Source organism: Levilactobacillus sp. FUA 3915, from assembly GCF_044053135.1.
Classification (GTDB): domain Bacteria; phylum Bacillota; class Bacilli; order Lactobacillales; family Lactobacillaceae; genus Levilactobacillus; species Levilactobacillus lanxiensis.
On record NZ_CP168704.1, the window covers coordinates 2,865,861 to 2,891,565 of the forward strand.

Here is a 25,705-nt window from a genome sequence, read left to right on the forward strand (position 1 = left end):
TGCTAAAGTAGCCATCGAGGGATACACTCTAGAAGAACCACCAACCAACTAAAAGGAGAATTAGTATCTATGCATAAGCTAACGAAGCAAGCCCTATTGACCGCGACACTGGTGACCCTGACCCTCGGTGGATTAACCGTAACTGGCACGACCTCGGCATCCGCTGCCTACGCACCACGATATACCGTTCCAACGGCATTGCAGGGTAATTGGTATGCCTACAATGCCAAGGCTAAAAAGTATCAACACATCAAACTAACCGCGAAGACGTACCAGTTCTCCGTGGATCACAGCAAGAAAAGCGCCAATTGGAACTTTCCCTATTTGAAAAAGGGCTTCACCCAGTCACCCACCTTTAAGATCAAGGCCACGGGCGGTAAGGCCTTTACCATGATGAGTGGCAACCACGGCTGGACATCGTTCCTGGCCCACAACGACACGGTCAGTCCCGACTACAAGGTCACCTCGCTGAAATTCAACGGCAAGAAGCAAAAGGTTCTTCTGGCCTACATCCCAACGGCCGGCAACCAGGAATCTGCCTTGGTTTACAGCCATCACAAAACGCACACGCAAAAGGTTATTCACGTAAAGTCTAGCAACCTGTATTAATCGCATCTAAAAACCGGACGCCCGGGTTTAACCCCATCGCGTCCGGTTTTGTCTACTCAATTACCTTGTGCCTTCACCCAGCGGACCGCCCAAACCAGCAGCGACCACGCCACCAGCACGGGGCCAAACAAGATCAATAGAAACGTCGCCCACAAATGTTCGGCAAAGACGAGAATCGGGTTCAGAATTTCGTCGGTACTCTGCGTCTCGCTCTCGGTGTACTCCCAAGGATTCGCCGACACCCCGTTCGTGGTCCACCGCCGATTCACGTGACTGTCACTCATGTCTTGATGATGCATCGTCATCGCGCGGTGTTTGTACGATTCAAAGTGCTCGCCATTCTTACTGTACATGTCCCGATATTTTCTGCGCAACCACGGGTAACCGAGGAGCCAGCTCAGACTTACCCAGGCGGTAAATCCCGAGATAGGCAGCTTCCAGCCGGTTCGGGTATGCTCGAGGGCCCCGGCTAATAAGATGCCCAGGATAAACACCCCCTCGAGTAGGGTCCACAAGTACCACCCGATTTGTTTTTCCATGGTGAACGCCCCCCTCTAACTTGATGCCGGGATGACACCACGGGATGATAACCGGTCGTTAGATATTAGTCCGCGTTAGGTCACCTGTTTTACAAAGGGCCGCGTTCTAGCTGACTTACCCGGCAAAATGATAAGTCAACTCTTCAGCCGTATAAGGTCGATCCGTTCGCGCAGGTTCCAAGAAACGGTCGCCCACCTGAATCCCACAGGCCCGGGCCGCCGCCATCGCAAACTCGCGGAAAAATTGGAAGCTCGACGTGATAATGCCGTTATCAACTACCACTGGCTGACGCACCAGGTTTTGTTTCGGGATAAACGGATTTTTGGCGTACGTTTCCTCAAAGATGCCCCCGGTAAACTTGGTATCTGCCAGGAGTCCCGCCTTGGCTAATAGAATTGGCGAGCTCGACATCGCCGCAATGATGGGTCGCTTTGTGGCTGTCCGCAGTTGCGCCAGAAAGGCCGCGTTACGGGGATCCGCCAGCGGTTCGTGGTAGTCGTCGATACCGGGGAGAATCAGGAGGTCGGCCGCCAAGGGATCCACCTGTGAAAAGTCCTTTTGCGCTAAGATAGCTAATCCATCTTCCCCCTGATAAGCGCGCTGCTCGGCCCCGACCGTCGTCACTTGCCAATCATCTTCAAAGGCCAAGATTTCAGTTAACGCTGCAATTTCAAAGTTGCAAAGCCCTGGGTAGAGCATGACGAGACACTGTTTCATGGTGAACCCCTCCTTTTTGCTTATCATTATATCATTGCTTTATCATTATATTTTAATTTAAATGAATGAAACGGCCAATTTTCTCAGTCAATAGGCCAACACCTACAAATCAGGCCACCCGTCTTGACTTAAGTATTCAGGTTCCATTTCCTTAGGGACACTGACATTTATCGCCCTGAAGGTTACCTTGAGTTAAGCGCCTGGTCGCACCAGTTTTCCTGCGTGATTGTAATCTCGCTCGTTTCTAACTATAATGGTACTTATCCCAAATTAAGAACAGCATACGTTATTTAAGACTCAAACCGACCAAATTGGCCAGTCATATCGCCAATTGATTAAGTTTTAGTCTTAGTATTTTTAGCATTTCGTTTACATAAATACCGGTAATAACGTGACCGTTGTTAAGCCCAACTCAGCGGGCCACCCGTCATTCTGGCAAAAGGGCACGTTAGTCTTTCAAACGTTACGAGGAGAGGTTTTCAGTCAAATGGATTTAATTTTGTTACTCATCATTATCAGTTTCGCAGCGTCACTGCGGTATCGTCCAAGCGGTCCGGACGTGGACGACTTGAACCGTCAAACAACCACGACCATTAACGGATTGTTCCTATTGTTAGTGGTTTTTGGTCACTTCATGACGTACATCCCCCTGCCGCACGACCTGGCTAAGCTCACCCAGATTTGGATGCTGGTCAAGGGTCAACTTATTGTGACGACTTTTCTCTTTTTCTCCGGTTACGGCATCTATGTCCAATTTGAGAAACGGGGCCGCAACTATTTAAAAACTTTCCCCAAACATCGGCTGTTGTTCCTATGGCTAAAATTTGCGGTTGCCGTCACAATCTACCTGGTCATTAGCCTGTTGACCAAGAACGTCGTGACCCTCCCCCACGTCCTGCTAAGTTACCTGGGGCTGGCCACGATTGGGAACAGCGCGTGGTATATCTTCATTATTTTATTTCTCTACCTGTTGACCTACCTGGCATGGGAACTCTTTCCAACCAACAATCGCCGGGCCATCGCGTTTATCATCATCGGCAGCGGTGTCTACATGTTCGTTGCCGGTTGGCTCCTGCCAGAATATTACGCCAGCACCGTCTTCTGCTACGTCGCGGGAATGCTCTACGCCCACTACAAGCCGGCGATTGAACAAGTGGTTTGTCGAAATTGGTTCCGCTATCTAGCCGTGGGACTGGGCGCGTTCCTGATATTTGCCGCCAGTTATCTGGTCTGCGCCAAAACATCTGGTCCGATTCGCCTCGTTAGCTATCAAATTGCGGGAATCATGTTTGCCTTTTGCTTTGTCTGGTTGGCCATGCGCTTTAAGATTCATAACCCGGTTCTCGCCTATATTGGGGGTCCCGGCATGTTCGCCATTTATATCCTGCAGCGCATCCCCATGATGCTCTTGAAACAAACGGGACTGGCTAATCAACCCGTACTTTACTTCATCGCGGTCTTGGTGGCCACCCTACTGCTAGGCTGGCTGTTCGATAAGGCTTACGCTGCCGTCTGGTCACGGACGTTTGGTCGCCGTAAGATTAGCACGCCGCAACAAGTCAGACCTTAAATTTAAAAAAATGGCATGATTCCGATAGTCTTTCGGAGTCATGCCATTTTGTATTTCTTCGTGGAGATTAAAACGCCTAAACTCCGCATGGACAAATCTCATTCAGCTAGTCATGATCTTTTTTAACAAGGCAATCAGAAGTAGCGTGCACGTGACCAGCGGGCCGAACAGGATTAGTAAGAAGCTTACCAATAGATGTTCCAAAAATATGTAGATAAGACTAAAAATTTCGCCAAGACTTCGCGTGCTTCCTATTGCGTATTGCCATGGATACGAGGTAACACCATTTGATGCCATTCTTCTATTTTTATCAGACTTCAGAAACAAGTATCCTAATTTACCTCTTAACCAGGGGTAGCATAATAACCAGCTAAGAAATACCCAGGCTGTATAGGGGGTTATCGAAACCCGCCAACCATTTTGCGTATGCCAATTAAGCAGAATCATCATTGGAACTGCCCCATAGATCAAGGATAACAAGTATCTCAGCACGCTTTTCCGCATCTCAATCTCTCCTCTATCACACCACTTGCTGGGGCCTTCAACCAAATATCTCGGCCTTACAGATACTGGATGCCCAAATTAAAATCAACTTATTTAGTCTTCCTTAGGATAGAAAAATCATAGATCTTCTAGCCTCTTCATCAGGCCTTTATGTTCATCAAACAACCCGTTAGCCGTTTCCAAGACAGTCGTTCTAACTTGCTCGACCTTTCTAAAAGTAACTTCCTTGCCATCCGAGGAGATGATTTTTTCAAAAACAGTCTCACCATCTACGCCTAAAAACGCGCAATCGCTTTTAGAAAGTTGAAAAGCATATGAGTCTCCGCTTTCAAATAACTTTACTGGTCCATTTAGTTTCTCTGGATCAACCATCAAAATGACCTTCTTCTCGCTTATGTGTATCCATTATATCGTCTCGCCCGCACATAAAGCTACATCTAATTCTGTCCCCACTTCACCAACCCCCATACAGCACTCGGTTAGACGAATCCAAACGACAAAACAAAAAAAGCCAACCACCGAAGTGATTGACTTTCTCTGAATGTAACTAGTTGCGACGGCGTTCTGGGATCCGCGCTGCCTTACCGTTAAGTTCACGGAGGTAGTAGAGCTTAGCACGACGTACACGACCTTGACGAATAACGTCAATCTTAGCAACACGTGGGGAGTGTAATGGGAAAATCCGTTCCACACCGACACCGTTACTGATCTTACGTACCGTGTAAGTTGCTTGGATGCCAGCACCCTTACGCTTGATTACGACACCTTCGAACAATTGGATACGTTCGCGGGTACCTTCGACGATCCGGGCGTGAACCCGAACAGTGTCTCCGGCACGGAAGTCTGGAACATCGTCCCGTAATTGTTCTTGGTTGATCTTAGCAATTAAATTGTTTTGGCGCATAATGTATTCTATCCTTTCGCCAACATTCATCCTCAGTTTCGACAGCGGAATGTTGTTTCTGTGGCTAAATAGCCAAAAGTAAGTGTATCATATCTAGAAATGCCTGTAAAGGTTATTTTCTTGACTCCTTACTTTTTGCCCTGCCGTTCTTCCTCTTCGATCCGGACGTCCGCTAATAACCGCTTCTGTTCCGCGGTCAGCTTCCGGTGATCAATCAGGTCTGGACGTCGTTGGTAGGTCCGCCGTAAGGCTTCTTTTTGTTGCCACTCGGCAATCTTACCGTGGTCGCCACTGGTCAGGACGTCTGGCACCTTCATCCCCCGGAAGTCGGCTGGCCGCGTGTATTGCGGGTATTCCAGCAAACCGGACGAGAAGGAATCGCCAGGGGCCGACTCCGAATTGCCCAGCACGCCGGGCAACAGGCGCACCGTGGCGTCGATCATGACCATTGAGGCCAATTCCCCACCAGTCAGGACAAAGTCCCCCAGGGAGACCTCATCCGTCACCAGCGTGCGAATCCGCTCGTCATAGCCCTCATAATGGCCGCACAAGAAGGTTAAATGCTCCTCGTGGGCAAACTCCTCAGCCACGTGCTGATTGAACGTCACGCCGGCTGGATCGAGCAGAATCACGCGCCCCTTGGGTAAGCCCTCGGCTGCGGCTTGTTCCTGCGTGGCTTTTAACGCGTCAAAGATGGGTTGGGCCTGCAGCAGCATCCCCGCACCCCCACCAAAGGGGTAGTCATCGACGTTGCCGTGTTTGTTGGTCGAGTAATCACGGAAATTGGTGACGGGCATGGTCAGATGCCCATTTTGAATGGCCTTGCCCACGATGGAATCGTGCATGGGACCGGAAAACATATCGGGAAATAAACTTAACACATCGATGCGCATTACTCGAGTCCCTCCATCAATTCTACCGTGACCTGACCGGCATCCAAATCAACCTTTTTAACCACGTCGTCGATCTTTGGCAGTAACAGGTCGTCCTTGCCTGGCCGGTCCACGACCCATACGTCGTTGGCGCCCGGTGACAGGATTTCCTTGATTTCGCCCAGTTCTTCACCGTCTTCGGTGACGACCTTCAGGCCCACGATTTGGTGATAGTAGTACTCACCCGGTTGGAGATCGCCGGTTTCTAATTCATTGTCCGTGACCTTGAGCGTGCTCTGCTTGTAAATTTCCACGTCGTTGATCGACGGCTTGCCTTCAAAGCCCAGCAAGTAAAAATTCTTGTGCTTGCGCATGGTCGCCACGGTCAGTGTGACGGGCTTGCTTTGCCCCTGCTGAAACGCATAGAGCGTTGAGCCGACCGCAAAGCGACTCTCTGGGAAGTCCGTGGTCGCAATGACGCGGACCTCACCCTTGATGCCGTGCGTGTTCACGATGGTCCCTACCGTATAATAAGCCAATTTTTTTGCCTCCCTAATTTTGAGTAATTTATTTTAGATGTTAATTTCAAATTTTTTATAACAAAAAACTCGAGGAAACGTTGCCGCCTCACTCGAGTTTCTGTGCGGGACGGTCATCAATGATGAGCCGTACTCGCTTATTGCCTTGAACGCGAACGCTGTAGACAATCGTTCGGATTGCCTGCGCCACGCGGCCTTGTTTACCGATCACCCGTCCGACATCATCGGGGTGAACGGCTAACCGATATTCGTAAAAGCGATCCGTTTCGACCGGTGTCACCACCAGGTCCTCGGGATGCTCCACGAGTGGGCTAACAATTGCTAGAATTAATGCCTTAAAATCGGTCATTGCTAATCACTACTTTTTAGTGTATTTAGCTTCATGATATTGCTTCATGATACCAGCGTTGGAGAGTAAAGTCTTAACCGTATCTGAAGGTTGAGCACCATTGTTCAACCAGTTCATGATAGATTCTTCCTTCAACGTGATTGAAGCAGGTTGGGTAACTGGATTGTACGTTCCAACTTGTTCGATGAAACGACCGTCACGAGGACTCCGTGAGTCGGCAACCACAATCCGGTAGAATGGGCGCTTCTTAGAACCCATTCGCTTTAAACGAATCTTAACTGACATGTAGACACCTCCTGTATTTCTTTCAACGTGTAATAATATACCAGTTTCTGGATATGATGTAAAGGGTTTTTTCTTTACACCTTGAAATTAATCGAAATTCCTTTGCAACCAAGCCAGATCATCCCCGGTCAACGACGAACGATTTGTCGTGATCCAGGCCTGAACGGCGGCATAATCGTCAAAATCGAGTTTAGTCGATACCACACCGGCCGCCTGCAGGTCCCGCGCAAATTTTAAATCCGCAATCGTCATGGGTGCGCGGAACAGCGGGTTTTCCTCGGCCCGCGACGCCCACTCGCCGGTCAGGACGGCCCGCGCATTGCGGTAGGCCGCATCCTGTTGGATCAAGGAACGTAATTCACTAGCCGTTAACATCATTCATCCCTCCTCAACGCTTGCCACTGCGGGTCGGTAGTCAGGCTGACCACGGTCCCCGGAGCTTGTTTCACAGAAAATTGACTGACCGGACTCGTCAGGAGCCATATCACCGTCACCGGTAACGTGGGCCGTAGCCGCTCCTCCCCATAACCATCGGTCAAAATGACGACGATCTGGTTCGGTCTGCCGGCAAACAAACGGGGCAGCGCGTCAAAGACCGCCTGAAACCGGGTGCCACCCCCACCCGTCCGTTGCAGGCGCTGGGGACGCTTCTCCAGGGCAAAGCTGTTCTCTGGGTCCACGACCGTATCAAACGGATAAACCGTCACCTGCGCGGGATAAACGGCCAATAACGTGGCCATCTGCCCCAACAGGTAACTGATTTCACGATTGCCCATGGACCCGGACTCATCGATGAAGACGGCGACCTGCCGCCAGGTCTGCACGATTTCGCCCGGTAGATCCATCCGTACCGGCTGTCGGCGGTTGAAACGACCGTAAGCCGCTTGCCGACCCGTGGGCACCTGCCCCAGCCCCCGTTTCAGCAAGGACTGCCAATCCAAGGGACGTTGCGCCAGTGTCGGCGTGAGGGCTGCCTGAATGCTGCCAGGCAGCGTGCCGCGCTGTTTGGCGGATAAGTCCGTGCTCACGGCCTGAAAGAGCTGAGAGCGCCATTGTTCGCGGTTAGCCGCGGCCTGGTCAGTCGCGCCCTGCCAGCCGGTGTGGCCATCCTGCGTCACGGCCGAGTCCGTACTCGTCGGGCCACCCAGCTGCCGGTCCCGCGTGGTAGCCTTCTGTTGGGCCTGCCACTGCCGGAGCTGACGTAAATAAACCGCTGAATCCTGTCGCGGTAAAAGGGGTTCGCCCAACGCTGTCGCGAGTTTGGCACTGGTCACGGCCGCCGCTGGAAGATCCGTCAGGTAGTCGTTGACCGCCGCATCCGTGGCCCAGCGGACGAGCCCGGCTTGGGTTGACGTTCGAAGCGCCGTGGCATAGCGCTCGGGATGCCGCCATAATAAATGCAATACCGTGTGCCGCAACATCGCTAACCATTGCGGGCCCGTCCAAGTCGTCTGCGCCAGCGCATCGGGACCCAAGGCCAACTGCCAGTCGCGTTCCGTGGGCACCAGACCTAACGGCGCATGCTGATCGGCAACGGTCACCGTTACCCGACTCAGCACGTGTCCATAGAACGGGTCGTGCTGTAACAAATACAAGACGGCGTTTCGGTAGACGCGACGAGCCGCAGCCGGTTGGTCACTGGGTGGGGCCTGCCGAAGTCGCTGCAGGTCCTGCGTCAGACTCGTCATGGTCTACACCTCAATTTCGCTACTGCGTTTGCCAATCACCGTTAACTGTTGATACAGTGCCGTTACGCCGGGGTGGTCCTGAGCAGCGGATAGATTTTCAAATAAGTTTGGCTGAGCCGCCATCTGTTGGGCAATCGCGAACTGGCCATCCGGTGGGCACGCGCTGAGTAACGCCGTGAACCGGCTAGCCGTAGCGTCGACCGTCAGTGGCCAGTCTGGACTATCCAAGCAGTTCTGGAGAATCGTCTGTTGCTGTGCGGCGGCTAGCGTCTGAAAGGTGGTGACCGCGTCCGGGGCCGTCAACACCTGTTCCACCGTCAGGCCGGGCCGCTGAGTGGTCACATAACTGGCAAAGGCCGTTCCCACGGTCATGCCCAGGTTTCCTTGAATAATCGCCGTCATCACGGCCGTTTGGTTGAAGAGTCCCTGTCGTTCCAGCTCGCGGAGGGCCCGAGAAACACGCTCCCAGGCCCGGGGCGTTGGTTGGAGGTCGTCATCCGCCAAATTATCCGTGGCGACCACGTGCAGGTCAGCGGGCGTCTCCTGGAGGTAAGCCGTGACCAACGGATCAATCCGTGGTTGTCCATCAACTAGAGTCGTCGCCCACGCCAGCCAAGACGTAACGTCGGCCTGCAAGACCAGTCGCGTTGTCCGGTCGGCAATCGCCGCATCCCCCGGCGTGACCCCGTAGTGACTCTGGGCAAATCCCGCCATCGTGGCATCCGGGTTCTCCGCCAAGATCAGGTGGACCTGGTCTGGCAGCGTTAGCGTGTTGATTTGCCGTTGGAGCACCAAGTTCATGAGCTCACTCTGAACGGCCTGCGTGCCCCGGTTGAACTCATCCAAGAACCAAATGATTTCCTGGTCGGGATGGGCCTCGGCGTAGCGAATCATGGCAACCAGAGTGTGTGAGTAGCCAAACTGCACGTCGGCCAACGACCCATACTTAGCCGTCTGCACAAAAGAATCGGCGGTCAACGGCGGCACGGGAATCACCAGGTCGCCCTTCTCGACCAAACTCACCACGGTCGTAAACAATTTTGCCTGCCGTCGCTGCGCCAAATCGGCCACCAGCGCGGACTTCCCAATGCCGGCCTCGCCAACAATCGTGGGCACGGCCCCACTGGCCAAAATCACATCGGCAGCCTGTAAACAAGTCGCATAGGTTAATGCCATCGTCCCAACTCCTTTCGGATACTAGAAAGCCCACTCGAAAAAAACACGAGTGGGCAGTTTTTTTGATTGACTTCAAAATTTATTTTAATTGGATAGTGGTAGACAACCTCAAGCTAAACAGAAACGCACACCAATCAGATGCGGTTAACCCGTTTCAAGCCTATCACTACCACACAAAACAATCGCACCCCCGCGGGCTAAACTAGTGTCAGCCGCAGGGTTGGTAAAATGTGCTCAGCCGTGGGAGTGGCCTTAGCGGTTTACCGCTTAGACCACTGCTATCTTTGAGACTCGGGTTAGGAGGCTCAAAGTAAGTCTGGAGACCGCCCTTCGGCTCCAGGCGGCGCCCACCGCGTTCCGGCACATTTTCACCGGCCCGGAGGCGCTGTTAATCTTTATTTTACCACGCGGCGCTGGAAGAACTTAACAATTTCCACAATCACGATCATCATAAACGAAGCCGCCAGCACAATCGCCCATTGGAACCCATCCAGGTGCGCCACGTGGAACATGCCGTTCAAGCCGGGCACCAGAATCGTCATGGCCAGTAAGGCAAAGGCAATCACGATGGCCCAGTTGAAGAACTTGTTCTTGAAGAGACCGACCGTGAAGATCGAGCCGTGAATCGACTTGGAGTTAAAGGCGTGGAACAGTTGGATCAGCCCCAGCGTCGCAAACGCCATGGTTAAGGCATCGGCATGGGCCAGGCTGGCCGTTGCATGGGCCGGGTAGGTCAATGCCAACCAGTAAACGAACAGCGTGATGCCACCCTCTAACAGGCCTTGATAGATGATCCCGCCGAAGACGCCACCGGAGAAGAAGTTCGACTTCCGGCCCCGTGGTGGTTGCTTCATGATGTTACGTTCCATGGGTTCGACCCCCAGCGCAATGGCTGGCAGGGTGTCGGTCACCAGGTTAATCCAGAGAATGTGGACGGGCGCCAAAATTTGCCAGCCCAGCATGGTCATCATGAACAGGGTCAAGACTTCCCCTAGGTTGGCGGACAGCAGGTATTGGATGGCCTTTTGAATGTTGGCAAAGACCTTCCGTCCCTCTTCCACGGCAACCACGATAGTGGAGAAATTGTCGTCGGCCAGGACCATATCGCTGGCCCCTTTGGAAACCTCGGTCCCGGTGATGCCCATCCCAATCCCAATATCGGCGGCCTTCAGAGCGGGAGCATCGTTGACCCCATCCCCGGTCATGGCAACGACCTTGCCGCGCTTCTGCCAGGCATTGACGATGCGGACCTTGTGCTCGGGAGCGACCCGGGCGTACACCGCGTAGTCGCTCACTTTCTTAGCAAATGTGGCATCGTCCATCTCATCGAGTTCGGCCCCGGTAATCACGGCAGCGGTCTCACCCTTGTCGATGATGCCCAGCCGCACCGCAATGGCGGCGGCCGTATCGCGGTGGTCCCCGGTGATCATCATTGGCCGAATTCCAGCAGATTTGGCATCCGCCACGGCCTGGGCCACCTCTGGGCGTTCAGGGTCGATCATGCCGACCATTCCGGCCAAGATCAGGTCATTTTCCACGGCCTCACTGGTCATGTCAGTTGGCACCTGATCCGTGATGCGGTAGGCAAACGCCAGGACTCGTAAGGCCTGGGTAGCCATGTTGTGGTTGGTAGCCAAGATGTGTTGTCGGTCGGCGTCACTCAGCGGAGAAATGGTGCCATCCTTAGCCAACCGCGTGACGCGCTTTAGCAATTCATCCGGCGCCCCCTTGACGGCAATCAAGAAGCGGCCGTCCGCTAAGGGGTGGACCGTCGACATGAGTTTTCGCTCGGAATCAAACGGAATTTCCGCGACCCGGGGCATGGCCGTTAAGACCTGGTCAACCGGGTAGTTGCGGTCCATTTGGTACTGCACCAGCGCCGTTTCGGTGGGATCACCGGCTAAGCCATCCGGCGTCACCTTGGTATCGTTGCTGAGAACCATGACCTGCGCCAACCGGTCCTCGCGGTCAAAATCAACCGTGTGGGCGTCGGCTAAACGTAAATCCTCGTAAACCTTTTCGACGGTCATCTTATTTTGCGTCAACGTCCCGGTCTTATCCGAGGCAATGATGTCGGTGCTCCCCAGTGTTTCCACGGCGGGCAGCTTCCGGACGATGGCGTGGCGTTTCGCCATTCGCTGGGTCCCCAACGCCAATGTAATCGTCACGATGGCGGGTAACCCTTCCGGAATCGCGGCAACGGCCAAGGAAATCGCCGTCAACAGCATATCGATCAGGCTCTCGGCCTGACGCCACATCCCCATCGCAAAGACGATGGCCGCAATCACCAGAATCAAGATGGTCAGCGACTTTCCTAACTGGGTCAAATTGGCCTGGAGTGGCGTGGTCGTCTCATCGGCGGCTTCGATCATGCCGGCGATGCGGCCGACCTCCGTCTGCATCCCAGTCGCGACCACGACCCCGGTTGCCCGCCCATACGTGACGTTAGAATTCATAAACGCCATGTTGTGGCGGTCACCAATAGGCAGGTCCGTACCGGTCAAAAGGGCGTCTGCCTTTTCCACGGGCACCGATTCCCCAGTCAACGCGGATTCTTCGACCTTTAACGAGGCCACGTCGAGCAAACGTAGGTCGGCGGGAATGATATCGCCGGCTTCTAGCAAGACGATATCCCCCACGACCAGCTCGTCGCTCTTAACGGTCATGACCTGACCGTCTCGACGAATCGTGGCGTTGGGCGCCGACATTTCCTTCAGGGCATTGATGGCTTCCTCAGCCTTGGCCTCCTGAAAGACCCCGAAGATGGCGTTTAACACCACCACGACCAGGATGATGACGGCATCCACGACCTCACCCGTCAGCCCAGCAATCAGCGCGGCCACCAGCAAGACGATGATCATGAAGTCCTTGAACTGGGCGAAAAATTTCTGCACCAACGACGTGGTCTTCTGTTGGTTCAAGACGTTGTGTCCATTCGTGGTGAGACGTTCCTGTGCGGTTGCCGAGCTTAACCCGTGCTCACTGGTCTGCAAGCGCTGGTACAAGTCGGTAACGGTTTCCTGATAAAACGGTAATTTGGCCATTTGCCAATTCCTCCTGAGGTGTGCTCGCAAGCCCATCTTTCACCCATTTTCGGGGGTAAAAAAAGAGACTCACGCGTGCACACAAAATAAATTGTGAACACACATAAGTCTCACTATTTAAGGCAATCCCGGATTGGCAACTGGTTGGACACCAGTTCCAAAGAAATCTTGCTGACGGGTATTGCCGCAGAATTGCTCTGCTAGTTACTCCCTTATGGTTGCTTTAGGAACAGTATACCGGAATGATTTCACCGCGTCTACCCAAAAGATATTTAAAAGTTAATAGGGTTAGCCATAAGACTGGTCTTTGCCCGGCCTCCGGGATGGTGAAAATGAACCGGAACGCTGTGGGCGCGCGCCTGGAGCCAAAGGGCGGTCTCCAGGCTTACTTTGAGCCGCTAAGAACCGCGTCTCAAAGATAGCAGTTCCCTGCCGTTAATCTTTCGCCAGCACCGCTTTTGACTACTCAGTCATTATTTTCCGTTAGGTAGCCGCGTGCCACATCCCCGAATCCAAACAAAAAACAGGCCCCAACACAACGATTACGCATCGCCATCCTCGGACCTGCTTAGTCTATCAGAAACTATTTCCGCTTCTTGCCCCGTAAACGTTTCTTCTTGTTTTTCTTCATTTGTCGAGTCATGCGGTTCATGGCCATCTTTTGCATCCGGCCGCTGATACCACCGCCCATGCCGCCACCCATTCCTGAGTTGCCCATGAGTTGTTCCATGCCGGACATGTTACCCTTGGAAACTTGGTTCATCATTTTCTTCATTTGGTTAAACTGCTTGATCATACGGTTCACTTCATGAATTGGCCGACCAGCCCCAGCCGCGATGCGTCGCCGCCGTGACGGGTTCAGCACGTCCGGATTAGTCCGTTCCTGTGGCGTCATGGAGTACACGACCGCCTTCAGGTGATTCATATCCTTGGGGTCGACCTGCGCGTTCTTCAGCGCTGGGTTGTTGGCCATCCCCGGAATCATCTTCATCAACTCATCCATTGGCCCCATCTTTTGAATCTGTTCGATTTGGTCCAAGAAGTCGTTAAAGTCAAAGGAATTCTCCTGAATCTTTTCGGTTAACTCCTTGGCTTGTTTCTCGTCAAAGTCTTTTTGGGTCTTTTCAATCAGGGAGAGCATATCGCCCATGCCCAAGATTCGGGACGCCATCCGGTCAGGGTGGAAGACGTCCAAATCGGTCATCTTTTCGCCTTGCCCGATGAACTTGATTGGCTTACCGGTGACGGAACGAATGGATAAGGCGGCCCCACCACGGGTATCGCCATCCAACTTGGTCAAAACGACCCCGGTCACGTCGAGCTTGCCGTTGAATCCTTCGGCAGTGGCCACGGCATTTTGCCCAGTCATGGCATCAACCGTCAAGAGAATTTCGTCTGGGTGCGCGAGATCCTTGATGTTGGCCAATTCATCCATCAGCTGTTCGTCAATTTGTAAACGACCAGCCGTATCGATGATGACGTAGTCGTTGTGGTCCTTTTCCGCTTGGGCTAACCCTTGGCGAACAATTTCCACGGGATCCACGTCGGTACCCATTTCAAAGACGGGCACGTCAATGCCGGCAGCCACTTGGACCAATTGGTCGATGGCAGCTGGCCGGTAAACGTCGCCGGCAATCATTAAGGGACGGGCGTTTTCTTCGTTCTTTAACTTCAACGCCAGCTTACCGGCAGTCGTCGTTTTCCCGGCCCCTTGAAGCCCAACCATCATGATGATCGTTGGAATCTTAGCCGACTTGTTCAAGGGAACGGCTTCGTCACCCATCGTCTTAGTCAGTTCTTCGTCAACGATCTTCACAATTTGTTGTGCCGGGTTTAAGCCTTCGAGAACATCGGCGCCCATTGCCCGGTCGCGGACCTGCTTAACGAAGTCCTTGACCACGGTAAAGTTAACGTCGGCTTCCAGCAAGGCCAGCCGGATTTCTCGCATGGTTTCGCGTAAATCACTTTCGGAGACCTTGCCTTTGCCCCGAAGTTTGCGCATTGCGTTTTGTAGTCGTTCAGTTAATCCTTCAAACGCCATTCGTATTGCCACCTAACTTTCATTGTTCTTCTAGATTTTCGAGACCCGCCACCAGCCGATTTAACTTGGCATCCTGCGGGTAATTGGCCGCTACGTAAGACTGAATCTCATCAGCCTGGTCGTTGCGCGCCGTGAATTCTTGGTAGAGGTGCAGCTTGCCCTCATAGTCTTCGAGGATTTTTTCCGTCCGTCGCAGATTATCGTAAACCGCCTGCCGACTGACGTTAAACTCTTCGGCGATTTCGCCCAAAGAGTAGTCGTCGCCATAGTACAGCTGCATATAATTATTTTGCTTTGCGGTCAGTAGCGGCTGGTAGAACGCAAATAAGGAATTAATTCGATAGTTTTTTTCAATCTCCATGCTTGGTCCTCCAGTTCGTGTCACACTCTACCAGAATACCGATTTTTAGCGGTTTCGTCAATTTTTTTCGCTGATTTCGGGTAATCTGGTGACGAGCCGTCCCTAACGCAAATTAAAAACGACCCCACCAAATTTCATCGGCGGGGTCGTTTCCTTTAGCTAAGCTTTTTTATCCAACGCCTTCACGTCGATCAAGCCCTTGAACAAGCCGTAAACAAACTCGTTCGGGTCGAACGGCCGTAAGTCGGAAATCTGTTCGCCCAACCCAATAAACTTCACGGGTACGTGGAGCTCGTTGCGAATGGCTAACACAATCCCCCCACGAGCGGTCCCATCCAGCTTGGTCAGAACGATGCCGGTCACGGCGGTAGATTCCTTAAACAGTTTCGCTTGCGTCAAGGCATTTTGCCCCGTCGTTGCGTCCAGCACCAGGAGAACTTCATGCGGCGCGCTGGGAATTTCACGGGTAATGATCCGCTTCATCTTTTCCAGCTCGTTCATCAAGTTGACCTTGTTCTGTAACCGACCAGCGGTGTCGACGAAGAGAATGTCGTAAGCCTCTTCCTTGGCCTTCTTAACGGCATCAAACACCACGGCGGCTGGGTCAGATTGGGGCTTCCCTTTAACAATATCCACGTCCGCACGTTTAGCCCAGACATCTAATTGTTCGGTTGCGCCGGCCCGGAACGTATCGGCAGCGGCCAACAAGACCTTCTTGCCAGACTGGTGGTACCGGTTGGCCATCTTCCCAATGGTGGTCGTCTTACCAACCCCGTTGACCCCCACGAACAGGATCACGGTTGGGCCATCGGTCGCCATGTTCAGCGCGGTGCTCTCCTCGTCGTTGCCGGCGGCGTCATAAATCTCAACCAACTTCTCAACCACAACGTTTTGCACGTCAGCAGACTTCTTAGCGTTCTGTAGCTTGACCTCGTCGCGCAACTCATCGCTGAGCTTCACGGCCATGTCAAAGCCCACGTCGGCACCAATCAGGGTTTCTTCCAAATCATCAAAGAAACTCTCATCCACGTGCCGGAAGTTAGCCAATAAAGCGTTCAACCGTTGGCCAAAGGTCGTCCGGGTCTTTTCCAAACCCTTATCGTACAACTGTTCATCGGTTTGTTCAGCGGGTTCGGTTGAAGCGGACTCAGTCGTCTCTGCCGCAGTTTCTTTTGGTTCTTCAGTTGCGACTGCTTCAGGTTCTGCTTCATCGGCTTTCACTGACGTTACCGACTCGGAAGTCGTTTCAGCTTCTTCAGTCTTTACCGATTCACTGGCCTCAGAAGCTGGTTCATCAGTCGGCTCAGTTGCGGCGGCTGGGGCTTCACTGGCTACTGGTTCAGTCACCGCTTCAGCCTCAGATGGTGCCTCAGAGGTGACCGGTGCTATTGGTTCGGCAACGGGTTGGGCCTCGCTTGCCACTGAGTCTGGTGCTGGTGTTGCCACGACGTCTGCGTCGCTGCTTGATGCAGCTGATTCGGCTGGTTCTTCAGCCGCTGCACTAGTGGCAACCGGCGCTTCACTAGCCGCCACCGAACTTTCGTCAGGCGTTTCAGTAGCTGCTGAGTCTGGCGTTTCCACGTCTGGGGTCGCTGTGACCGGTGCCGCACTAGAGGCGGCTACGGGCGCTTCACTAGCGGGGGTGGCTGCTGCAGAAGAGTCTACGGCCGCCTCACTGCTGGCTGGTGCCTCGCTGGCCGGCTCCTTTTTAGCACGCCGGCGAAAAATATCAAATAATCCCATTAGGATCGCTTCCTTTCCTGAGTGGTTTCTTGGTCCAGGTCGACGGCGACCATCTTAGAGACGCCGGATTCCTGCATCGTCACCCCGTAAAGGATATCGGCTTGCACCATGGTTTCCTTCCGGTGGGTGATGACGATAAATTGCGTTTGATCTTGGAATTGGTGAATGTAGCGGGCAAACCGGGTCACGTTGGCCGGGTCAAGCGCTGCCTCCACCTCATCTAAAATACAGAATGGCACGGGTTGGACCTGTAAAATGGCAAATAAAAGCGTAATGGCCGTTAACGCCCGTTCACCCCCGGAAAGGAGCCCCATGTTCTGGAACTTCTTGCCAGGCGGCTGAGCCATGATGTCGACCCCCGTCGTCAGCAGGTCGGTCGGGTCGGTCAAAACAAGTTCGGCCTTGCCGCCACCAAACATCTGCTTGAACGTGGCCGTGAATTTCGCGGCAATCTGGTCAAAACTGGCCTTGAACCGGCGCTTGACCTGCCCATCCAACTCGGTCATGGTCGCGGTCAACTGTTCCTTGGCCGTGACCAGGTCGTCACGTTGTTGGGTCAGGAAGTCGTAGCGTTCCTTGACCTCTTTGTATTCATCGATGGCGTTGAGGTTGACCGGACCAATTTCATCCAGCCCCCGCTTCAACAGCTTGAGTTGCACGGCCAGTTCATCGGCGGGCAATTCACTGATGTCTTGTTCGGCGGCGGCTAAACTCAGCTGGTATTTCTCAGCCAACTGGTTCTGTTGCTGGTCGATCAAGGCGGCTAATCGGGCCTGCTGGACCTGGGCCTGTTGCAAATCATCGTTGGCCAGTTGCAGTAAGCCACTGGTCCGTTGATTGGCCGTCTCGGCGGCTTCCAGGTCATCATTGACCGTGGTCAATTGCGCATTGGCCTGGTCCAGGTCTGTTTGCACCGCCTCACGGTCTGCTTGGGCCTGCTCTAATTGTGCCTGCGCATCGGCTGGCGTCAACGTGGCCTGTTGCTTGAGGTCGGCCAAGCCGGTGGTTACCGTCTTAGCGGTGGCCTCATCGGCGGTCACATCCTCTTGCAACGACTTGATAGCCTCACGCTGTTGCTGGTGGCGTTCCTTGGCGCCCGCCAACCACGTTTGCTTAGCCGTCAAGGCCGCTTGTTTTTGCGACTGCTCGGCCGTGACCATCGAAATTTTCTGTTGCAGGTCAGTGATAGCTTTTTCGGTCGCCACAACCTGTTGTTCACCCGTTGTGATTTTTTGGGCTAACTGGCTGCCCTGATCATCCGCATCGCTGTCCTGGGCCTGCTGAATCTCCAGCTCGGCGGCTTTCACTTGCCGGTTGGCCTGTTCTAAAGTCGTTTGCGCATTGGCCAACTGGTCGTCTAATTGGCGACACTGTGGTTGCAGGGTGTTAATCGTGCTCTGAAAGGCCTGGCTCCGCTGTTCGCTAGCCGTCAAGGCCGTTCGTTGCGCTTTAATTTTAGCCTCTTGCTCGGTCAGGGATTTTTGCATTTGGGCAATATTGGTCTGCAGCTGTTGGAGCTCCTGTTGTTGCCGGAGCACGCTGCTGTGGCTCTGCCGGGATTGGCCCCCGGTAATGGCCCCACTGGCGCTGACCACGTCACCCGCCAGACTGACCACGCGATACCGGTGGTGAATCCGTTGACTGATGGCGACCGCCGTGTCCAGATTAGCGGCAAAAATGGTGGTGCCTAATAGGTAATCCAAAATAATGGCGGCGGATTGATCAATGCTGATCAGCTCGCTCCCGACACCCAGATACCCCGTCATGCTGTGCACCTGTTGCAGGGTGTTGCGGTCAATTTGCCGGCCGCGCACCGTGCTCAATGGCAGAAAGGTGGCCCGCCCAGCGCGGTGCTCGCGCAGGTAGCCGACCGCAGCCTTGGCCGTCGTTTCATCGTCGACCACGACCTGTTGCAGCTGGCCACCCAACGCGTATTCAACGGCGCTGGTATAGCGTTCAGGGACCTGTAACAGCTCGGAAACCGCCCCGAGGAGTCCCCGGAAATGGTCGCGCTGCTTCAAGATAGCCCGAACTCCCTGATAAAAGCCACCGTATTCCGCGGAGGAGGCCTGTTGACTAGCCACCTTGGTTTGGGCGCGCTGGTAGACCTCTAAAGCCGCTTGCCAGTTGTGTTGCAGGGTTTGATAGTCTTTTTGATGGCGCTGGTACTGCCCGGCTTCAGCATCAAGTCCCTGTTCCGCTTCGTTTAACGCGGATTTTTGACTGGTGGCCTGGGCCGTTAAGGTTTGGACTTCAGCCTGGGCAGACTGCGCCCGTTCCTGAAGCTCGGTCAATTGCTGCGCGACCCGTTGTCCCCGTTGTTGCAGGCGTTCCTGGTTTTGCTGCAAATACTGCCGTTGATTACGCCAGTTGGCAACGTCTTGCTTCTGGTCGAAGTAGGTCGTCCGCAAGTTTTCCAGGTCCTTACGCAATCCCGCAATCACTTGGGGGTCCGTGGCCTGGGTCAGCTCACGGGCTTCCTTCTTCGCCGTCTTCATGGCGTCCGTCAGCTCGGCAATCGACGCCTCAGCCTTGGTCAACGCCTCGCGATTGGTGGTCATCTGCGCCTGCAAGGTCGTCAGTTGTTGCTCTAAGCGCTGGCGTTGCTCGTCTTGGTGCTTTTGCTGCTCACCGGACAGGTTGACCTGCCCCTGACGCTGCTCCACCAGCTGCGTTGCCGCGACCAATTTGGCCTGCAGGTCATCCTTGGTCGCCAGCAGCGTCGTCTGTTGTTGCTTGAGGTCATTAACGGTCGCCGTTTGGGCTTTTTCGGCAGCCTGGTGCGTGGTGACCTGGTCCTGTTTTTCGGTGACCTGGGCATCCGCCGTCTGCTTCTGTGTCATCTCGGTGTGGAGTTGCCGCACCAGTTGGGTCCGGTCCAGCAAGGCAAATTTTTCCTGCTGATCCAGATAGTCCTGGGCGAGATTGCTCTGCTCCTCTAACGGCTGTACGCGGCCTTCCAGCTCGGCGATGATGTCCTCGACCCGGTGTAAATACGCCGTGGTGTCATCCAATTCACGCTGCGCCTTTTCCTTGTGCTTTCGGTATTTATAAACGCCCGCGACTTCTTCAATGATGTTGCGTCGGTCTTCGGGCTTGCTGTTGAAAATGGCCTCAACGCGCCCCTGAGAAATAATGGAGAAGGAGTCTTGTCCCATCCCCGAATCCATCAGGAGTTCCGTGATGTCCTTCAACCGGCAGCTTTGCCCGTTCAATTGGTAGTCCGAGTCGCCGGATCGGTAGAGCACCCGGCTAATGGTCAACTCGGTGTAATCACTTTTTAAATAGTGGTCGCTGTTGTCCAGCGTGATCGACACGGCTGCCCGGTTCAACGGGTGCCGGTCGGCTGAACCCGCAAAGATCACGTCGGGCATCTTACTGCCCCGCAGGCTCTTCGCGGACTGTTCCCCCAAGACCCACCGAACCGCTTCGGAAATATTACTTTTACCGCTCCCATTGGGGCCGACGATGCCGGTCATCCCCGGCAAAAAGTCAATTCGGGTTTTATCCGCGAAGGACTTGAACCCGCTAATTTCTAATGTCTTTAACCGCATCGTTAGTCATCCTTACTCTACTTTCAGATTCTCAAGCGCATGCCGCGCCGCATTTTGTTCCGCATGCTTCTTCGAATGGCCGTGGCCTTCGCCTAGCTGCTTGTCGTTCACGTAAACGGCCACCATAAAGGCCCGGTCGTTGTCAGGACCCTCTTCATCTAGTAACCGGTATTCGATGTTCACGGGTCCATTTTGTTGGACGAGTTCCTGTAATTCAGTCTTGTGATCAAAGAATTCATCGAAGCGGCCTTCGTCTAGCTTAGGGAAGACGACTTTCGTGACAAATGGCACAACCTTTTCCAGTCCCTGATCCATGTACAGGGCGCCAACAAAGGATTCGAAGATATCACAGAGCAGGGAATCCCGTTGCCGGGCCTGCGCCTTTTCTTCACCCTTGCCTAAGCGAATGTACTGATCAAAATGGCATTCACGAGCGAAACTCGCAAAACTTTGTTCGTTGACCATGGCGGCCCGAAGCCGCGTCAACCGACCTTGGGGCATCTTGGGGTACCGGCGGAAAATGTAATTGGAGACAACCAATTGCATCACAGCGTCACCTAAGAATTCGATGCGTTCGTAAAATTTCAGCCCCTGGTTCGGGTGTTCATTTACATATGAAGCCTGAGTAAACGCCTCGTCAAGTAACGATTGATCTTTAAAATGTATATCATAATTTTCTGCTAATTCTTGATTTAATCCAGCAATCACGCGCTAATTCCCTCATTTCTTCAATACGTTGGGTGAATGGGTTCGCCTCCGGTAGTCAGGTATTCCGCCCCCTCTGAGGCCCACCCAGAGCCAAAGAGCGGTCTCTGGGTTCGCCTTGAAGCCCCGAAAATCACGGGTCTTCAAGGTCGGCCTGTGTTCTAAGGCCGGAAAGAACCCGACCTAAGAACACCGACACAGGGGGCTCCACACCTGCCTACCTGCGGCTAAGCACATTCAGCCAACTAAACTCTCTTCACATTGATTTCAACATTTTAAATTCTCTGTCCATAATTAAATTATTACCCAATCTAAAAGACACACACAGTCACTATTATACCTGAATCCAGCCGTTTTCACTGGAAATCACGCAGAATTTTCACGAGAAAATAATTCTGGTGGTGGACTGGCTTCCTGATTGGGAAATATTTCCAGATTGAAAAAGCCCGGGACGACTTAACCTGCGGCCCGGACTCGCTCAAATAACTTATTTTTCTTGGTTTTGGTGGGCGTCGATGTAATCGACCACTTCACCAATGGTGTTCAGCTTCTCAGCATCTTCATCCGAAATTTCAGCGCCAAACGTGTCTTCCAGTTCCAAGACGAATTCCACGAAATCAATGGAATCGGCGTCTAAGTCCTGCTTGAAGTTCAGTTGTTCGTTGATGGTATCTCGGTCAGCCTCAAAACGGTCGGCAATAATGTCGGCAATCTTGTCAAAAATTTCTGCTTTTGTCATTGTAATCCCTCGCTCACAGTATTCAAATAGTAGTCTAACCGTTTTGCCGGTCCTTGTCTAGCCAATTAATCATCCGGGTTAAGCTGGTTGTTCATTACGCCTCCGGGCTGGTGAAAACTGAGCCGGGACGCTGTGGGCGAACGTCTGGAGCCAAAGTTCGGTCTCCAGACTTACTTTGAGCCTCATAGACCGAGTCTCAAAGATATCAGTTGTCTAAGCGGTAAACCGCTAAGGCAACTCCCACGGCTGAGCTCATTTTCACCAACCCTGCGGCTCACACTTGTTTAACCCGTGTGGTACGTGTCTCCAGGTGTGCCTTACCAGGCAATCACCTGACGATTGCATCTCTCGACCCAGACGTGAATGTCTAACTGGGCTAAACCACGCTAGAACGTGAAACATGGGCGACGTCACCGTCAGTGACCAGAGGCGGAGCAAGTTGACCAGCTGTGTCGGTGGTCTTGGCTGAGGTTTCTCCACTCAGCCTAGAGCACGGGACGACCTTTGAGACCGCCTCTCAGGCTCAAAGTCGAGGTGGAAGCCTGCTCCTCCGGCTGGAACCGTTCCCCACAGCAGGGCAACTTGAATCCGCCGCCGGGAACGCCTGCGATGACACCGGCCCATTTTTCTCGCCCGGTAAGGCGACACAGAGCTCTCGTTTAGCCCATTATAGGCGTTTACTTCAGGGACTCCTTGAGGGCGCTCATTTGCTCGCCGTGTTCGGCAAAGTAAGTGACTAACTGGTCGGCGCTCTTGCTGGCAATCAATTCATGGATTTGACCAATCGTATTCTTAACGGTTGGGGCCTTGGTGGAGCCATGGGTCTTAACGACCGGCGCCTTCAAGCCCAACAGCACGGCGCCCCCGTATTGGGAGTAGTCCATGGCGCTCTGAACGTTGCGGAAGACCGGCTTCAACATGCTGGCACCGATTTTACCGCCCAAACCACCGCTCATGATTTCACCCTTGATCAGCTTCAGCATGGACAGTGCGGTGCCTTCGATGGCCTTCAACGTGGCGTTTCCGGTAAACCCATCGGTCACGACCACATCCGCTGCCCCGTTCAGTAATTCACGGGATTCAACGTTGCCGACAAAATTAATTTCGTCCATCGCAGACAGTGCCTCGTGGATGGCCCGGTGATTCTTGTCACCCTTATCCGCTTCCGTCCCGTTGTTTAACAGGCCGACGCGGGGCTTTTCCACGTGCATGACGGATTGGGCGTAATACTGCCCCATGATGGCATATTGAACGACGTTAAATGGCTTGGTATCGGCGTTGGCACCCACGTCCAGCATCACAAAGCTCGACTGGTCTGGCTTTTGTAAGACGGGTAAGGTGGTCGTCAAGCCAGGCCGGTCGATGCCCTTGATTCGGCCGACAATCAGCAGACCGGCAGCCAAGACGGCCCCCGTATTTCCAGCGGAGAAGAAGGCGTCGGCCTCCCCCTCACGGACGGCCGTGGCGGCCAGCACGATACTGGAATTTTTCTTCCGCCGCACGGCACGAACGGGTTCGTCCTCCATGGCAATCACTTCTGGCGCTGGCATCAATTTGATGCGGGTGCTGTCCTGTAATAGCGGTTGGACCTTTTCTTCTTGACCGTACAGTAAAAATTCAATGTCTGGGTACGCGTCACGGGCTAATTCGATGCCCTTAACGATTTCAGCGGGCGCATAGTCGCCGCCCATTGCATCTACAGCAATTTTCATGAGTAATCTCCTTTGGCTAATCCATGGTGGTGTTGCGGTGCGCGGTGGTGCTGAGAAACGCTGCCAGGGCCAGGTTATCGTCCTTATCCGCCCAATTTGGCGACGCGACGGTTTCCTTAGCGGCCTGTTGTGCCGCGCTTAAAATGTTGAGGTCGGCCACGGGATCACCCACCTTAAAGTCGGGCACCCCGGACTGCTTTCTTCCCAGAATATCACCTGGGCCCCGCAATTCCAAGTCCTTTTGTGACAGCACAAACCCGTCATTGGTACTGGTCATGGTCGTCATTCGTTCGACGGCTAATTGATTTTTGGGGTCAGCAATTAAAATACAAGCGGATGCCCGCGTTCCCCGACCGACCCGGCCCCGTAATTGGTGCAGCTGGGCCAAACCAAAGTGGTCGGCGTCATAGATCATCATCAGCGTGGCATTGGGCACATCGACCCCGACTTCAATCACGGTCGTGGCAACCAACACCTGAAATTCATTGGCCTTGAACGCATCCATGATGGCATTCTTCTCGTCATCTTTCATCCGACCATGTAGCAGGCCTACCTTATAGGTCGGTTCAAATTCTTCTTTAAATCGTTCGTAAATGGCCTCGGCATTTTTCATGTCGACGGCTTCGGATTCCTCAATCAGGGGCGTGACCACGTAGGCTTGTGACCCCGTGCTCAGTTCCGCCTTGACCTGACGCAACGTGGCGTCGACCTGATTGCTACGAATCCAGGTGGTCTTGATGGGTTGCCGACCGGCGGGAAGCTCGTTAATGACTGAGACATCCATTTCGCCGTACGCGGTAATCGCGAGGGTCCGGGGAATTGGCGTGGCCGTCATGGCGAGCACATCGGGCTGTTGGCCCTTTTCCCGTAACGCTTGGCGCTGGTTTACCCCGAAGCGGTGTTGCTCATCGATCACGGCTAAGCCCAGGTCATGGTAGTCGACCTCGGGCTGAATCAGCGCATGGGTCCCAATCAAGAGATCCACACCGCCCTGCTTAATCTGCGGTAGCAAGGTCTTGCGGGCCGCAGCCTTGGTCGCCCCAGTTAAGAGGGCCACGTTGACGGGGAAATCAGCGAACAGCTTGGCCAGGTTATTGGCGTGTTGTTCGGCTAAAATTTCGGTGGGTGCCATCAGGGCCGCCTGAGCCCCCGCGGTAATCGCGGCGTACATGGCAATGGCGGCGACGACGGTCTTCCCACTCCCGACATCCCCTTGTAGGAGCCGATTCATGTGGACCGGTCGTTTCAAATCAAAACAAATTTCGTTGACAACTTTCTTTTGTGCGCCGGTCAACTCATACGGTAGTGAGTCGATAAACGCCTTGAGCTTGGCTAAATCGTAGTGTAAGGCCTGGCCATGTAAGGTGTGGTCCTGTTCTCGCACGATTTGTAAGCGTAGTTCAAACAGATAAAACTCCTCAAACTTGGCCGTCCGGCGGGCTGCTTGGGCCGCGTTGGCGTCGGCTGGAAAATGCATGTCGTGAATCATTTGCTTGCGGTGGAGCAGGCGGTATTGATCGCGTAAGCCCTCGGGAATCAGGTCGACAATCACCGGTTCATAGGCGTCAAACGCGGATTCGACCAATTTTTGAATCGTGCCCTGCCGGATTTCCTTGTTGGCCGGGTAAATAGACCCCATGCCACTATCGGCACTGGCCAGAATTTTCATCCCCGCCAGGCTCTGCCGTTTGGCATCAAAACGCCCGTAAACCACGATTTCATTGCCGACCTCGAGCTTATCCTTTAACCAGGGTTGGTTGAAAAAGGTCACCGGAATCACCGTGTGTTCATCCAGTAACAGCCGGAAATTCAACCGATTTTTCTTTCGACCAAACCGCGTCAAGACAGGTGCTCCAGCAACCGTTCCCTTCAAGGTCACCTTGGCCTGGTCGGTTAATTCAGCCGGGTCCTTGGCCTGTAGGTCTTCATAACGGAAGGGAAAGTAGGTCAATAAATCATTAATATTTTCAATATCGAGACTCTTGAGCGCCTGAACCCGCTTGGGGCCGACTCCCGCTAAGGCGGCGACGCTATCGCTTAAACTTGTCATGTG

At 53.6% G+C, this 25,705-nt stretch carries 22 protein-coding genes; 2 read left to right on the forward strand and 20 right to left on the reverse strand.

Annotation, left to right across the window (positions count from 1 at the left end; translation table 11 throughout):
* Positions 1-69: 69 nt before the first annotated feature.
* Positions 70-609: a hypothetical protein gene (locus tag ACEPST_RS13285; protein ID WP_204120800.1), complete on the forward strand. Its 540-nt coding sequence runs from the start codon at positions 70-72 to the stop codon at positions 607-609.
* 56 nt (positions 610-665) lie between these two features.
* Here ACEPST_RS13285 and ACEPST_RS13290 read toward each other — a convergent pair whose 3' ends face one another.
* Together ACEPST_RS13290 and ACEPST_RS13295 are read right to left on the reverse strand one after the other, a co-directional pair.
* A complete protein-coding gene (locus ACEPST_RS13290; RefSeq protein ID WP_204120801.1) occupies positions 666-1,148 on the reverse strand; it encodes a hypothetical protein in 483 nt (160 codons plus the stop codon).
* Positions 1,149-1,263: 115 nt separating this feature from the next.
* Positions 1,264-1,866, reverse strand: coding sequence for a DJ-1/PfpI family protein (locus ACEPST_RS13295; protein WP_204120802.1), 603 nt, complete (start codon positions 1,864-1,866; stop codon positions 1,264-1,266).
* A gap of 487 nt (positions 1,867-2,353) precedes the next feature.
* Here ACEPST_RS13295 and ACEPST_RS13300 point away from each other — a divergent pair, with 487 nt between their 5' ends.
* Positions 2,354-3,436: an acyltransferase family protein gene (locus ACEPST_RS13300; RefSeq protein WP_204120803.1), complete on the forward strand. Its 1,083-nt coding sequence runs from the start codon at positions 2,354-2,356 to the stop codon at positions 3,434-3,436.
* A gap of 621 nt (positions 3,437-4,057) precedes the next feature.
* On the opposite strand, the gene ACEPST_RS13305 is transcribed toward ACEPST_RS13300, so the two are convergent.
* The 18 genes from ACEPST_RS13305 to recG form a co-directional block, all read right to left on the reverse strand.
* Positions 4,058-4,312: an AbrB family transcriptional regulator gene (locus ACEPST_RS13305; RefSeq protein ID WP_204120804.1), complete on the reverse strand. Its 255-nt coding sequence runs from the start codon at positions 4,310-4,312 to the stop codon at positions 4,058-4,060.
* Between the two features lie 175 nt (positions 4,313-4,487).
* Entirely contained in the window at positions 4,488-4,844 is a 357-nt protein-coding gene (gene rplS, locus ACEPST_RS13310; protein ID WP_048736156.1) for a 50S ribosomal protein L19, read from the reverse strand.
* A gap of 128 nt (positions 4,845-4,972) precedes the next feature.
* Positions 4,973-5,737 carry a tRNA (guanosine(37)-N1)-methyltransferase TrmD gene (gene trmD, locus ACEPST_RS13315; RefSeq protein ID WP_125762415.1) on the reverse strand — a complete coding sequence of 255 codons (765 nt, stop codon included), beginning with the start codon at positions 5,735-5,737 and terminating at the stop codon, positions 4,973-4,975.
* The gene (gene rimM, locus ACEPST_RS13320) at positions 5,737-6,255 is read right to left on the reverse strand and encodes a ribosome maturation factor RimM (RefSeq protein ID WP_203645126.1); all 519 of its coding nucleotides are present in this window, start codon (positions 6,253-6,255) and stop codon (positions 5,737-5,739) included. Before rimM ends, trmD begins: the two co-directional genes overlap by 1 nt.
* An 88-nt stretch (positions 6,256-6,343) precedes the next feature.
* Positions 6,344-6,604 (reverse strand): KH domain-containing protein, encoded by a 261-nt coding sequence (locus tag ACEPST_RS13325; protein WP_125762411.1) that lies wholly within the window; start codon positions 6,602-6,604, stop codon positions 6,344-6,346.
* 9 nt (positions 6,605-6,613) lie between these two features.
* Positions 6,614-6,889, reverse strand: coding sequence for a 30S ribosomal protein S16 (rpsP, locus tag ACEPST_RS13330; RefSeq protein WP_020088982.1), 276 nt, complete (start codon positions 6,887-6,889; stop codon positions 6,614-6,616).
* An 87-nt stretch (positions 6,890-6,976) separates the two neighbouring features.
* Complete coding sequence (locus ACEPST_RS13335) at positions 6,977-7,264, reverse strand: hypothetical protein (RefSeq protein ID WP_239064486.1); 288 nt, start codon at positions 7,262-7,264, stop codon at positions 6,977-6,979.
* Complete coding sequence (locus ACEPST_RS13340; protein ID WP_204120806.1) at positions 7,264-8,577, reverse strand: VWA-like domain-containing protein; 1,314 nt, start codon at positions 8,575-8,577, stop codon at positions 7,264-7,266. The genes ACEPST_RS13335 and ACEPST_RS13340 overlap by 1 nt, the downstream gene beginning before the upstream one ends.
* Positions 8,578-8,580: 3 nt before the next feature.
* Positions 8,581-9,753: an ATP-binding protein gene (locus ACEPST_RS13345; protein WP_204120807.1), complete on the reverse strand. Its 1,173-nt coding sequence runs from the start codon at positions 9,751-9,753 to the stop codon at positions 8,581-8,583.
* A gap of 395 nt (positions 9,754-10,148) precedes the next feature.
* Positions 10,149-12,797 carry a cation-translocating P-type ATPase gene (locus ACEPST_RS13350; protein WP_204120808.1) on the reverse strand — a complete coding sequence of 883 codons (2,649 nt, stop codon included), beginning with the start codon at positions 12,795-12,797 and terminating at the stop codon, positions 10,149-10,151.
* A gap of 583 nt (positions 12,798-13,380) precedes the next feature.
* Positions 13,381-14,838, reverse strand: coding sequence for a signal recognition particle protein (ffh, locus tag ACEPST_RS13355; protein ID WP_203638696.1), 1,458 nt, complete (start codon positions 14,836-14,838; stop codon positions 13,381-13,383).
* A gap of 19 nt (positions 14,839-14,857) precedes the next feature.
* Positions 14,858-15,199: a putative DNA-binding protein gene (locus ACEPST_RS13360; RefSeq protein WP_203638697.1), complete on the reverse strand. Its 342-nt coding sequence runs from the start codon at positions 15,197-15,199 to the stop codon at positions 14,858-14,860.
* Between the two features lie 159 nt (positions 15,200-15,358).
* Positions 15,359-16,942 carry a signal recognition particle-docking protein FtsY gene (ftsY, locus tag ACEPST_RS13365; protein ID WP_395409160.1) on the reverse strand — a complete coding sequence of 528 codons (1,584 nt, stop codon included), beginning with the start codon at positions 16,940-16,942 and terminating at the stop codon, positions 15,359-15,361.
* Entirely contained in the window at positions 16,942-20,496 is a 3,555-nt protein-coding gene (gene smc / locus ACEPST_RS13370) for a chromosome segregation protein SMC (protein ID WP_204120810.1), read from the reverse strand. Before smc ends, ftsY begins: the two co-directional genes overlap by 1 nt.
* A gap of 12 nt (positions 20,497-20,508) precedes the next feature.
* The gene (gene rnc / locus ACEPST_RS13375) at positions 20,509-21,204 is read right to left on the reverse strand and encodes a ribonuclease III (protein ID WP_203645149.1); all 696 of its coding nucleotides are present in this window, start codon (positions 21,202-21,204) and stop codon (positions 20,509-20,511) included.
* 484 nt (positions 21,205-21,688) lie between these two features.
* Positions 21,689-21,940 (reverse strand): acyl carrier protein, encoded by a 252-nt coding sequence (gene acpP, locus ACEPST_RS13380; RefSeq protein ID WP_203645151.1) that lies wholly within the window; start codon positions 21,938-21,940, stop codon positions 21,689-21,691.
* A gap of 677 nt (positions 21,941-22,617) precedes the next feature.
* Entirely contained in the window at positions 22,618-23,652 is a 1,035-nt protein-coding gene (gene plsX, locus ACEPST_RS13385; RefSeq protein WP_204120811.1) for a phosphate acyltransferase PlsX, read from the reverse strand.
* A 16-nt stretch (positions 23,653-23,668) separates the two neighbouring features.
* Positions 23,669-25,702: an ATP-dependent DNA helicase RecG gene (gene recG / locus ACEPST_RS13390; protein ID WP_203645155.1), complete on the reverse strand. Its 2,034-nt coding sequence runs from the start codon at positions 25,700-25,702 to the stop codon at positions 23,669-23,671.
* Positions 25,703-25,705 lie beyond the last annotated feature (3 nt).